This is a genomic window from Pseudomonas sp. Sample_21 (genome assembly GCF_004307525.1).
Lineage (GTDB): Bacteria > Pseudomonadota > Gammaproteobacteria > Pseudomonadales > Pseudomonadaceae > Aquipseudomonas > Aquipseudomonas atacamensis.
Genome location: NZ_RCNZ01000071.1, coordinates 1 through 11799, shown reverse-complemented (window position 1 = coordinate 11799; position 11799 = coordinate 1). Strand labels below are relative to the sequence as shown.

10 protein-coding genes and 2 tRNA genes are annotated in these 11799 nt (G+C 59.1%); 6 read left to right on the top strand and 6 right to left on the bottom strand.

Going from position 1 to position 11799, the window contains the following annotated elements:
• Nucleotides 1-8: 8 nt before the first annotated feature.
• The 3 genes from D8U71_RS12490 to D8U71_RS12480 form a co-directional block, all read right to left on the bottom strand.
• Nucleotides 9-941 carry an ABC transporter ATP-binding protein gene (locus tag D8U71_RS12490; RefSeq protein ID WP_073472242.1) on the bottom strand — a complete coding sequence of 311 codons (933 nt, stop codon included), beginning with the start codon at nucleotides 939-941 and terminating at the stop codon, nucleotides 9-11.
• A 133-nt stretch (nucleotides 942-1074) separates the two neighbouring features.
• Nucleotides 1075-1698 (bottom strand): glutathione S-transferase, encoded by a 624-nt coding sequence (locus D8U71_RS12485; RefSeq protein WP_016771011.1) that lies wholly within the window; start codon nucleotides 1696-1698, stop codon nucleotides 1075-1077.
• A gap of 43 nt (nucleotides 1699-1741) precedes the next feature.
• Complete coding sequence (locus D8U71_RS12480; RefSeq protein WP_071173232.1) at nucleotides 1742-2401, bottom strand: transglutaminase family protein; 660 nt, start codon at nucleotides 2399-2401, stop codon at nucleotides 1742-1744.
• Nucleotides 2402-2648: 247 nt separating this feature from the next.
• On the opposite strand from D8U71_RS12480, the gene D8U71_RS12475 reads away from it, so the two are divergent.
• Both D8U71_RS12475 and D8U71_RS12470 read left to right on the top strand, forming a co-directional pair.
• Complete coding sequence (locus tag D8U71_RS12475) at nucleotides 2649-5096, top strand: acyl-CoA dehydrogenase (protein ID WP_130887875.1); 2448 nt, start codon at nucleotides 2649-2651, stop codon at nucleotides 5094-5096.
• 73 nt (nucleotides 5097-5169) lie between these two features.
• Nucleotides 5170-5577, top strand: coding sequence for a PA2817 family protein (locus tag D8U71_RS12470; RefSeq protein ID WP_016771014.1), 408 nt, complete (start codon nucleotides 5170-5172; stop codon nucleotides 5575-5577).
• Nucleotides 5578-6210: 633 nt separating this feature from the next.
• Here the strand turns inward: D8U71_RS12470 and D8U71_RS12465 are convergent.
• Nucleotides 6211-7209: a LysR family transcriptional regulator gene (locus D8U71_RS12465; protein ID WP_016773670.1), complete on the bottom strand. Its 999-nt coding sequence runs from the start codon at nucleotides 7207-7209 to the stop codon at nucleotides 6211-6213.
• An 89-nt stretch (nucleotides 7210-7298) separates the two neighbouring features.
• Here D8U71_RS12465 and D8U71_RS12460 point away from each other — a divergent pair, with 89 nt between their 5' ends.
• The 4 genes from D8U71_RS12460 (at nucleotide 7299) to D8U71_RS12445 (ending at nucleotide 11352) form a co-directional block, all read left to right on the top strand.
• Nucleotides 7299-7925, top strand: a complete 627-nt coding sequence (locus D8U71_RS12460) for an alanyl-tRNA editing protein (protein WP_130887874.1) — start codon at nucleotides 7299-7301, stop codon at nucleotides 7923-7925.
• 90 nt (nucleotides 7926-8015) lie between these two features.
• Complete coding sequence (locus D8U71_RS12455; protein ID WP_122700212.1) at nucleotides 8016-8786, top strand: 2OG-Fe(II) oxygenase; 771 nt, start codon at nucleotides 8016-8018, stop codon at nucleotides 8784-8786.
• Nucleotide 8787: 1 nt separating this feature from the next.
• Entirely contained in the window at nucleotides 8788-9426 is a 639-nt protein-coding gene (locus D8U71_RS12450; RefSeq protein ID WP_016773667.1) for a LysE family translocator, read from the top strand.
• Nucleotides 9427-9612: 186 nt separating this feature from the next.
• The gene (locus tag D8U71_RS12445; RefSeq protein ID WP_130887873.1) at nucleotides 9613-11352 is read left to right on the top strand and encodes a dipeptidase; all 1740 of its coding nucleotides are present in this window, start codon (nucleotides 9613-9615) and stop codon (nucleotides 11350-11352) included.
• A gap of 137 nt (nucleotides 11353-11489) precedes the next feature.
• Here the strand turns inward: D8U71_RS12445 and D8U71_RS12440 are convergent.
• Both D8U71_RS12440 and D8U71_RS12435 read right to left on the bottom strand, forming a co-directional pair.
• Nucleotides 11490-11565 (bottom strand) — tRNA-Gly (locus tag D8U71_RS12440).
• Nucleotides 11566-11568: 3 nt separating this feature from the next.
• Nucleotides 11569-11644, bottom strand: a tRNA-Glu gene (locus D8U71_RS12435).
• Nucleotides 11645-11799 lie beyond the last annotated feature (155 nt).

The following is an 11799-nucleotide window of genomic DNA, read 5'->3' as shown; positions in this document are numbered from 1 at the left end:
CTCGGAACTCATACCGCCACCTTCGACAGATTTTTCTCCACCAGGGACACGAACAACTCCTCGAGGCGATTGGTTTTGTTACGCAGGCTCAGCACTTCGATGTTCTGCTGCGCCAGTTGGGTGAACAGCGCCGTGATGCCCATGGATTTATCGACCTGGACTTCGAGGGTATGGCCGTCGAGCAACCGGGCGGGGTAGCCGAGCAACTGCGGCGCGGCGTGCAAATCGTTCTTCAGGTCGAGCAAGAAGGTTTCCACGTGCAACTGGCCCAGCAACTGTTTCATGCTGGTGTTTTCGACGATAGTGCCGTGGTCGATGATGCCGATGTTGCGGCACAGCTGCTCGGCCTCTTCCAGGTAATGCGTGGTCAGGATGATGGTGATGCCTTTCTGGTTCAGCTCGGTGAGGAAGGTCCACATCGAACGGCGCAGTTCGATATCGACGCCCGCAGTCGGCTCATCGAGGATCAGCAGGCGCGGTTCGTGCACCAGCGCACGGGCGATCATCAAACGCCGTTTCATGCCGCCGGACAGCGAACGCGACGGCACATCGCGCTTGTCCCACAGGCCGAGCTGGGTCAGGTACTGCTCGGCGCGTTCCTTGGCGACTTTCGCCGGAATGCCGTAGTAACCGGCCTGGGTCACGACGATGTCGAAGGTCTTTTCGAACTGGTTGAAGTTGAATTCCTGCGGCACCACGCCGATCGAGCGCTTGAGCGCCGCCGGGTTCTTGTCCAGGTCATGGCCGAAAATATTCACGGTGCCGCTGGTCTTGTTGACCAGGGTCGAGAGGATGCCGATGGTGGTGGATTTGCCGGCGCCGTTGGGGCCGAGCAAGGCGAAAAAGTCACCTTCGGCGACGTCCAGATCGATACCACTCAAGGCCTGGAACCCGTTGCCGTAGGTTTTGGTTAGCTGCCGGATGGACAGAGCGGAACTCATATCGGATTTACGCACCAAGAAGGAAGGAAAGAAGTAAATAAGGGCGGGCGGCGAGGGAAACAACCGCGGCGCAAGTTCGCAATGGTGCTTGCCGCCGCCGCACAAGTACAGTCAAGTGTGTCGATAGTAATTATCAAGTCAACGCGGTCATGACCGCCTTCTGATAGGCCGCACGCTGCTTCAAACGTTCATACCAGGCTTGCAGATGCGGTTGCGGAGCGCGCTCGATGGGCATTTCGAACCAGGCGTAAATGAAGCTGCCCAGCGGAATGTCGCCCATGCCGATGTCATTGCCGGAGAGATAAGGCTGGCTGATCAAGGCGTGGTCGGCCATGTTCAGCAGTTCATCGCATTCCTTGATCGCGGCGTTGATCGCCTTCCAGTCCTGCTTCTCCGCAGGCGTACGCAGCACACCCCAGAACACCGTGCGGAACGGCCCGGCGAAACTGGAAGTGGTCCAGTCCATCCACTTGTCCGCCGTGGCGCGGGCTTGCGCATCCGCCGGATACCAGGCGCTGTCCGGGGCGTGTTTAGCCAGCAGATAGCGCACGATGGCGTTGGATTCCCACAGCACGAAACCGTCATCCTCGATCACCGGCACCCGGCCATTCGGGTTCATCGCGCGGTACTCGGGCGTGTCGACCACACCGAACGCGCCGCCGGCATCAATGGCCTCGTACGCCAGGCCCAGCTCTTCGGCAGCCCACAAGGGCTTTCTGACGTTCGATGAATTTTTCCGTCCCCAGATCTTCAGCATGACCGCCTCTTTGCAAGTGAGTGGACGGCCAGCATACGCCGGATCAGGTGCGACTCAAATCGGCCTGCATATCGCCCAGCAGCACCGGCAGTTGCTCACTGAACAGATGCGGATAGCACTTTTGCAGGTGCTCGAAGAAGAAGGTTTCCGGCACGTCGGTGAACTGGCCGTGATCGAGCAGATACTCCATCAACTGCGCGCCGTCACGGTTGAACGGATGGAAAACGCTGTCATTGATGCCATCGAACTCCAGCGCTGCGACGTTGAACAACTCGCACAGTTGCTGGTTGAACGCTGGCGTCGCCTTGACCCAGCGGCCGTCGAGAAACAGCTCGGTGTAGCCATGCATGGCGAACACATCGCTTTTCAGCAACTCGAGCAGACGTGGCGTCGACAGATGATTGCGCACATCGGCCAGACCGATGCGCGCCGGGATCCCGCAATGCCGCGCACAACCGGCGAGCAGCGTGGCTTTCGGCACGCAGTAACTCTCCCCTGCTGCGAGTGCGTAACTGCCGCGCAGGGTTTGCGGATCACGGCTGAAAGTGTAAGGGTTGTAGCGCACCGCCTCGCGCACGGCGTAATACAGACTGATCGCCTGCTCACGCGGATCATTACTGGCACCGCGGTGCTGCTCGGCGAACTCCACCACCGCCGGGTGGTCACTATCGATGAAGCGGCCGGGGCTCAGATATTCGTGCATGGCGGCAATCTCCTGGATGAGTCACGAGTCTAGCGACAGCTTGAGCACAGAGATAACGACGTTTCGGCCAAACCTGAAAGCAAAGCTGCGCAGCAACGAACGATTTCCCACACGTGTTGCCCACCGAACCTACGAAAACCATCCGGGGTTTCCCACGATTTCAATCACCATGCTCTGACCACCCTTATTTGCAGATGCCGTCTAAGCTCTGGAGGGTCGATTTGCCTTGGTTCACGGAGGACTGAATATGCTGTTGTTGTGGATACTGGTTTTGATCGTCGGCGTGGCGTATCTCGCCCATCGACGCATCGCCCCGCTGCCCGCGTTGGGCATCGTTGCGGCCTATCTGGTCGCCATGGGGATTTTCAGTCACGCGCCGGGCTGGCTGCTGTTTGTCTTCTGGGTCCTGTTGGCGGTAGTGGCCGCGCCATTGTTGCTGCCTGACCTGCGTCGCAAACACTTCACCGCGCCGCTGTTCAACTGGTTCCAGAAAACCCTGCCACCGATGTCGCAGACCGAACGCGACGCGATCGATGCCGGCACCGTATGGTGGGACGGCGAGCTGTTCAGCGGCCGTCCGGACTGGGACAAACTGCTGTCCTATCCCAAGGTGCAACTGACTGAAGAAGAACAGGCGTTCATCGATGGCCCGACCGAAGAACTCTGCGCGATGGTCAGCGACTGGCAGATCGGCCAGTCCATGGACCTGCCGCCCGAGGCCTGGACGCACATCAAGGAACATGGCTTTTTCGCCCTGATCATTCCCAAGGAATACGGCGGCAAAGGCTTCTCGGCCTACGCTCACTCACAAGTGGCAATGAAACTGGCGACGCGCAGCGGTGACCTCGCCTCTACCGTGATGGTCCCGAACTCCCTCGGCCCGGCCGAATTGCTGCTGCATTACGGCACCGATGAACAACGTAATCACTACCTGCCGCGCCTGGCGCGTGGCGACGATATCCCGTGCTTCGCCCTCACCGGCCCGCTGGCCGGTTCCGACGCCGGCGCGATGCCCGACACCGGGATCATCTGCAAAGGCCAGTGGGAAGGTGAAGAAGTCATCGGCCTGCGCCTGAACTGGGAAAAGCGCTACATCACCCTCGGCCCGGTCGCTACCCTGCTTGGCCTGGCATTCAAGGCTTATGACCCGGATCACCTGCTCGGTGAGGAAGAGGACCTCGGCATCAGTCTGGCGCTGATCCCGACCGATACCGCAGGAGTGGAAATCGGTCGTCGACACCTGCCGCTGGGCGCCGCGTTCATGAACGGCCCGAACTCCGGCAAGGACGTGTTCATTCCGCTTGACTACCTCATCGGTGGTCAGGAAATGCTCGGCAAGGGCTGGATGATGCTGATGAACTGCCTGTCAGTCGGGCGTTCGATCTCGCTGCCAGCCGTCGGTACCGGTGCGGCCAAGTTCACCAGTCTGGTCACCGGCCAGTACGCGCAGATTCGCGAGCAATTCAATGTACCGCTGTCCGCGTTCGAAGGCATTCAGGAAGCCATGGCGCGCATCGGCGGCAACGCGTGGATGATGGACGCCGCCCGCATGCTCACCGCCAACGCGGTGGACCTGGGTGAAAAACCATCGGTGCTGTCGGCGATCCTCAAATATCACCTCACCGAACGCGGCCGCGAATGCATCAGCCACGCCATGGATGTGCATGGTGGTAAAGCGATCATCATGGGGCCGAACAATTACTTGGGCCGCAGCTGGAACGGCGCGCCGATCTTCATCACCGTCGAAGGCGCGAACATCCTGTCGCGCAACCTGATGATCTTCGGTCAGGGCGCGATCCGCTGCCATCCATTTGTGCTCAAGGAAATGGCCCTGGCCGGTCGCGAGGACAAGGATCAGGCACTCAAGGAATTCGACGGCCTGTTGCTCAAGCACATCGGTTTTGCCGTCAGCAATGCCGCCAGCACACTGGTGCTGAACCTCGGGCTCGGTCATTTCGAACATGCGCCGGGCGACAGGATCAGTCAGGGCTACTTCCGCGCGCTGAACCGTCAGGCCGCCGCATTTGCCATGCTCGCCGACTTCAGCATGATGCTCCTGGGCGGCGAACTGAAACGCCGCGAACGTCTGTCGGCACGCCTCGGCGATGTATTGAGCAACCTGTATCTGGCCTCCGCCGCGCTCAAGCGCTATCACGACCTGGATTCGCCGGCGTACATGGAGCCGCTGTTCCGCTGGGCCATGGAAGAAAGCCTCGGCCAGTCGGAGCGTGCGCTGGATGAACTGCTGAGCAACTTCCCGAACAAAGTCTTCGGCTGCCTGCTGCGGGTCATCGTCTTCCCGTTTGGTCGCCGTCACAAAGGCCCATCGGACAAACTCGGCGCCGAAGTCGCTGCAGTCATCGGTCGCGCCAAAGGCGATCCGGCGCTGGAAGAACTGCTCGCCGGCTGCTACCGCCCGCAATCGGCGGACGATGCCGTGGGCGCACTGCAACACGCCAGCGACCTGCTTAACGCCGCGCAACCGCTGCACAAGAAACTGCACACCGCACTGAAGAGCGGCCAGGTCAAACCGGCAGCCGGCGAACACGCCATCGATGCCGCACTGGAAGCCGGCGTACTGCAAGCCGTCGAAGCGCAAAGCCTGCGCGACGCCGAAGCGGCCCGCCGCAAGGTGATCGACGTCGATGATTTCGCCAAAGAAGAACTGACCCAGGCAGAGGGCAAAGTCCGCTGATCCCGGTTTATGTGAAAAAACGGCGCGAGGGCTTTATACTCCCGCGCCCGTTTTGCTCTTGAGGACTTATCTCGTGTCCAACGTCGTTGCCGATCATCTCGTGTTGCTCGACCACCTGCGCATTATCCTGGTCGCCGTAGGTGAGGCCGAACAAGTGCCCGAAGAAAGCCATGCCCTGTTCCTCGAGCGCTTCGACGAACTGCTGGCCTCCCTGCCGATCGACCCTATCGAAAGCCAATACCTGGGCCAGGACATCCTCACCCAAGTCATCAGCCGCTACCCGCAAATCGCCCACTTGATCCCCCGCGACCTGCTGTGGTTCTTCGCCGGCGACTGCCTGCACTACCTCTCCGACGAAGAAATCGACCTCTACCAGGCCCTCGAAGAACGCCGCTACGAAGCCGAACAGAACGACGAACCGTTCGACTGGAACCAGGAAAAACAACTGCTGGCCATGTCTGCGCAGGACAGCAAGCACTGATATCGACAGGTAATCGAAAGGCCCGCACTGGTGATTCCATGCGGGCCTTTTTTTCTAGATCAAAAACACCCTCACCCTAGCCCTCTCCCGGAGGGAGAGGGGACTGACCGAGGTGTTTGGGCGAGTTACGTCGATGTGAAAGTCCGAGTTGAACTCGGGATTTGAAAAGCACACAAATCAGCTACCTCTCCTCGGGGAGAGGGCTGGGGTGAGAGGCGAATCCAACAAAGATCCAAAGCAGACCACACGCTTTTCACCACTCAAAACAATGAGCGCAAGCTCGAGTACCGCTCTTGATCTTGATCCATAAACGACGTCGGAAGGCTGAGCGTAGGGATTGATCCGGGCGTGGGAGCGCAGCGACCGTACGACGCAGTCGTACACAGCGGAAGGAGGTGCAGCGAAGCAAACCGGAGCCGCTGCGCCCGGATCAGTCCCGGAGCGAAGGTACCCCGAGCCCCAGCGAGCGGGCCGAACGCAGGAGCTAGCGTTTTGGTTACTTTTTGGCGTCTGAAAAAGTGACTCGCCGTAAGGGCGAAACCGCCAGCCGCAGCACCCGCAGAAACGGATATTTACCCAAAACCCCAAGAACCTGGTCGGCCCAAAGGCCGCCAAGCCCCCCACAAAAAAACCTCAAAGCAACCCCTCACTCTCCGGCAGCTCATACGCCACAGCCGCATTGCTCCCACCGGCAGATTTTCCGGGTCTACCCAACGTCGGCTCCTTCTGCAAACACTCCACCAGATAATCAATAAACACCCGCAACTTCGGCGGCAGATAACGCGTCGGTGAATGCAGCAACCACAACCCGCCATGGTAAGAGGCAAGAAACGTCCAGTCCGGCAACACCTGCACAATCAACTTCTGCTCCAATGCGTAACGCGCCGTGAAATACGGCAGACTGCCAATGCCGATGTGCTGCAACACCGCCCCCAAGCGCACGCCCGTGTGATTGGCGGCATAGCGTCCGCGCACACCGACCGTCACCGCCTTGCTGCCCTTCTTGAACTTCCAGCGCGCATCGCTCGGCGTTTCGCCCAGATAAATACAACTGTGGTTGAGCAAATCGTGCGGATGCGTCGGCGTGCCGTGTTCGGCCAGGTATTGCGGCGTGGCGCAAAGCAAATGATCGATGGTCAGCAACTGCCGCCCGACCAGACCGGCCGGTGGACGATCAGTGATGCGAATCGCCAGATCGACATGATCATCGATCAGATCGACCTGACGATCTTCCAGCAACAACTCGACGTCGACCTTGGGATAGCGGCGCAGAAACTCCGGCATGTGCGGATGAATCACAAAGCGCCCCACCGCTTTCGGCACGCTGACCCGCACCAGACCTTCGGCTTCGTGGGTGAACTGGCCGCTGACTTCCATCACCGACCTGGCCGCGCTGACCATTTCCTGGCAACGCTTGAACACCTCCTCACCGCCATCGCTCAAGCGCAGTTTGCGCGTGGTGCGTTGCAGCAGGCGCGTGGCCAACGCCTTTTCCAATCGGGAAATACTGCGACTGACCGCCGAGGGCGAGGAACCCATCTGCCGCGCCGCTTCAGAGAAGCTGCCGGTCTCGACAACCTTGACGAAAATCGCCATTTCACCCAACAGCGGCAGCGGAAGATTGATGCTCACGACGCACAAGTCCTTTGATGTTCGAACGGATTATCACGTTATTGCACGATTCATATAATAAAAACAGAACTTCGATCAGGGCATGGAATATGACGCTTCGCCTGTTTTTTCACAGTGACGACCTCAAGGCGAATGTCGAAGTCCTCGACTGCACACCCCACGAGAACGAATTCGCCGTAGTGCTGCGCGCTACCCTGTTTCACCCCCAGGGCGGCGGTCAGCCTTGCGACACCGGCTGGATCGGTGAAAGCCGGGTGTCGCGCGTGGTGCAGGAAGCGGAGCGCATTGTGCATTTCGTCGACCGCCCGCTGCCGCTGGGCATGACCGTCATCCGCATCGACAAAGAACGCCGCCGCTTCAACACGCGCATGCATTCGGCCGGGCACCTGGTCGGTCATTTCATTCAGGCCATGGGCTGGATGCCGATCAAAGCGCACCACTGGCCGGACGAAGGCCGGGTGCAATTCAAACCGGGCGATGGCGCGGAAGAAGTCGATGCGCCAACCGTGCAAACCGGTATCGAGCAGTGGATCGAACACGATCTGCCGCGTCTGACTTCACTGCGCGAGGGCGCGCGGGAAATCAGTTTCGGTGAGCTGCCAGCCTATGGCTGCGGTGGCACCCACGTACGCAGCCTGAAGGATCTGGGCACAGTCACGATCGCGTCGCTTTCGCAGAAGAAAGGCACGCTGTCCGTCCACTACAGCGTGGATTGAGCATTTCGGACGTTGCCGTCGCGCAACGTCCGACGCCGGGGAACCGCACTCGCCGGTTCCGTTGACTATCGATAGATGGACCTAAAACAAATGATGCTAGACGTCGAGCGTCTCGATGAGACGTGCATAAAAAAACTGGCCAACGAAGAAGTCCTCGCCATCCGCGTCAAACGCTTTCTGCCCGAGCCGCTGGCGATTGAGATCGGTGACAAGATCCTCGCCCCAGGCTTTGAAGGCTACATCAACGCGCCGAGTATCGGCCGCATCGGCATGGCCTTTTACGAGGCGGAAAACCAGCCGCTGCTGATCGAGGATTACTTCGAACGCGCCACCCGCAACATCGACGAACTGCGCCAGCGCTGCGCGCCCTACTCCTCGCCGATCGACACGTTGCGCTGCATGCTCGACGAATCCTGGCCCGCTGGCGCGCATCTGGAAAATCTCTACGGGCGCAAGATGTATGTCGGCTTGTCGCGCGTGGTCAAACCCGGCGTGTGCTTTCTTGCTCATCACGACATCTTCGCCAAGGACGCCCCGGACAGTTTTCAGGCGCGCAGCCTCGAGGCGCAATTCGCCTGCAACGTCTACCTGAACATGCCCACCGAGGGTGGCGCCTTGCAGATGTGGAATGACCACATCACCCCGGATCAATTCGACGAAATGCGCGGCGACAGTTATGGCATCGAGCCGTCGCTGCTGGGGCCGCCCGCCCTCGAAGTACGACCGCAGCCCGGCGATTTCATCATGTTCAATTCGCGGCGCATGCACTCGGTGACTCCGGGCGTGGCCGATCCGCGTTTGAGCCTGTCGTTCTTTGTCGGCTATCGCGGCAATGCCTCCCCTCTGACTTTCTGGAGCTGACATGCTTTCCAATTACCTGGGCGAGTTTCTCGCATTGGCGACCATCCACTTTCTCGCCGTGGTTGCACCCGGCCCGGACTTCGCCGTGACCATCCGCCAAAGCGTGCGCTTCGGTCGGCTCGTCGGCATCTGCACTGCGCTGGGCATCGGCGCGGGGATTTCCGTGCACGTGCTGTATACCCTGCTCGGCGTCGGCGCCCTGATGCACACCACGCCGTGGCTGCTCACCGTCGCCAAAGTGGTCGGCGGTGCGTACATCCTCTATCTGGGCGTCAGCCTGATTCGCAGCAAACCGAAGAGCAGCGTCGAAGGCGAAAAAACCGCCGATGAGCCGCTGGTTGAACAGTCACTGTTCAAGGCATTCAGCACCGGTTTTCTGACCAACGCGACCAACCCCAAGGCCACGCTGTTTTTTCTGGCCATCTTCACCACGATCATCAGCGCCAGCACACCGCTACAGATCCAGGCGTTCTACGGCTTGTGGATGTGCTTCGTCAACGCGCTGTGGTTCGTGATCGTCGCGCTGTTTTTCTCCAGCAACAAAGTGCGCCTGCTGTTCATGCGCCTTGGACACTGGTTCGAGCGCAGCATGGGCGTCATCCTCATTCTGTTTGCCGGACGCCTGATGCTGTCGATGTAACTCGCAAAAAAAAGTCCCGGCATCAGTTGCCGGGACTTTTTCATTTGTGCGCCTCTTTTGCGTTTCTGTGCGACAGATCAAGTTTGTGACTCCCTCTTCACCTGCTCATGGTGGTAGGTTGCAAAATGTTTCTGCCGCAAGCGTCAGACATATCTTCCCAATCTCTAGCAAAGGAATGCCTGTTACATGGTCTTTTCCCTGAAAAAACTGGCCGCTGCCACGCTCGTCATGGCCAGCCTCACAGCGTTCACCAGTGCCGCACAAGCCAACATCACTGCCGAGCAAAGTGCAGCGATTCTGAAATCCTTCGACGGCAAGAATCTGACGGACTTCCGTAGCTTTCTTGGCAGCCTGGCGAAAAGCGACCTGGCCAAGACGGATAAGCTCAACCCGTCCATCAGCGCCTTCCTCGACAACAAGACCCTGAACGCCGAACAGCAGAATGAAATTCACCGTCTGCTGGGCATTTATACCCGCCTGAAATATGGCAAGGCCGCGCTGGAAACCCTGCGCCAACTCGTCGAGATCCCGACCTTCCGCAAGGACGGCGTGGAGCAACACGACAACCCGGAATTCATCAAGATTGCCGGCGAGATCCAGAAACTCGCCGAATCCTTCGGTTTGAAATTCCGCAATATCGATAACCGTGTCTACGAAATTTCTCTGGACGGCAAAGGCAACGAAGTCGTCGGTATTCATGCCCACGCCGATGTGGTGCCGGTGACGCCGGAAAACTGGGTGCTGAAGGACGGCACCAAACTCGACCCGTTCAAAGTCACGCTGATTGGCGATCGCATGTACGGTCGCGGCACCGAGGATGACAAGAACGCTATCGTCGTGGCGCTGTACGCCATGAAAGTGATCAAGGACGAGAAATTGCCACTGGCGCGCAACTTCAAGTTGCTGGTCGACACCACCGAAGAAACCAGCGGCGACGCTATTCCTTATTACTTCGAACGCAACCCGACGCCGAACTACAACATGGCGCTGGACGGCGGTTATCCGGTGGTGATCGCCGAAAAAGGTTACGGCACTGTCATGGCCAACTTTGCCAAACGCAAAGGTGAAGGCAACGGCGCGGAAATCATTTCGATGACTGGCGGCAAAGCGACCAACCAGATTCCGTCCGCTTCGGTGGTCACACTGGTAACCGACAAGCCAGCCGAGCTTGCCGCCAGTCTGCAAAAAGCCGGCGACGCTTATGCCAAGGCCAACGGCGGCGACTTCGAAGTCGCGGCAAAGGTTGATGGCAAAGACGTCAAACTGACCGTGACGGGGGTTTCTGCGCACTCCTCCGAACCAGAATCCGGCGTCAACCCGGTCGCGCGAATGCTGAGCTTCATCAACAGCCTGGACGGCAAAGTCGCGCTCAAGCACAACCAGTTCACCGACGCCGCGCGTTATGCCGATGACAACTGGGGCCTGGACTACCTGGGTAAAAAACTCGGCGTGGGCTTCTCCGACTCGTTCATGGGGCCACTGACCACCTCGCTGACCTACGTCGGTGAGGATGACAAAACCTTCAAGCTGGCGGTGAATCTGCGCGTACCGAAGGGCAAGTCCCCGGAAAAGCTCAAGGCTGAGATCGCTGAGAAACTGGATGCCTGGAGCAAAAAGACTCACGTTACCGTGGCATTCGACTACTCAGTGGCCGAACCGATGTATCGCAACCCCGAAGGTGAATGGGTCAAGGCGCTGCTTGCCGTAGCCAGCGAAAACCTCGGCATGAAGTCGGAATTCGGTACTTCCGCCGGCGCGACTTCGGTTCACGAATTGCCGAACGGCGTGCAATTCGGCCTGGCGCGACCTGAAGCCAAATACACCGGCCACACCGATGGCGAATTCAAGACCGTCGACCAGTTCCTGCTGGATCTGCAGATCGTCACGGAAATGATGGGGCGTGTCGGGCAGTTGCCGAAGCTGTAAAGCTCTGCCTGGGCCCGATCATTGATGACCGGGCGCAAAATAAAAAAAGGACCTGTGAAAAGGTCCTTTTTTATTGCCGCCACAAAACGCGCACAAACAAAAACGCCGATCATCACTGATCGGCGTTTTTGTGAAATTGGAGCGGGAAACGAGACTCGAACTCGCGACCCCGACCTTGGCAAGGTCGTGCTCTACCAACTGAGCTATTCCCGCAAATGGCGTCCCCTAGGGGACTCGAACCCCTGTTACCGCCGTGAAAGGGCGGTGTCCTAGGCCACTAGACGAAGGGGACACGCTACCCGGAACACATGGTGTGTGTTTCGGTGTCCAGATCCGCATCCGAAGACTTGGTTCTGGTTTCACTCAGCACCGCCCGAAAGCACTGCTGTTTAAAATTGGAGCGGGAAACGAGACTCGAACTCGCGACCCCGACCTTGGCAAGGTCGT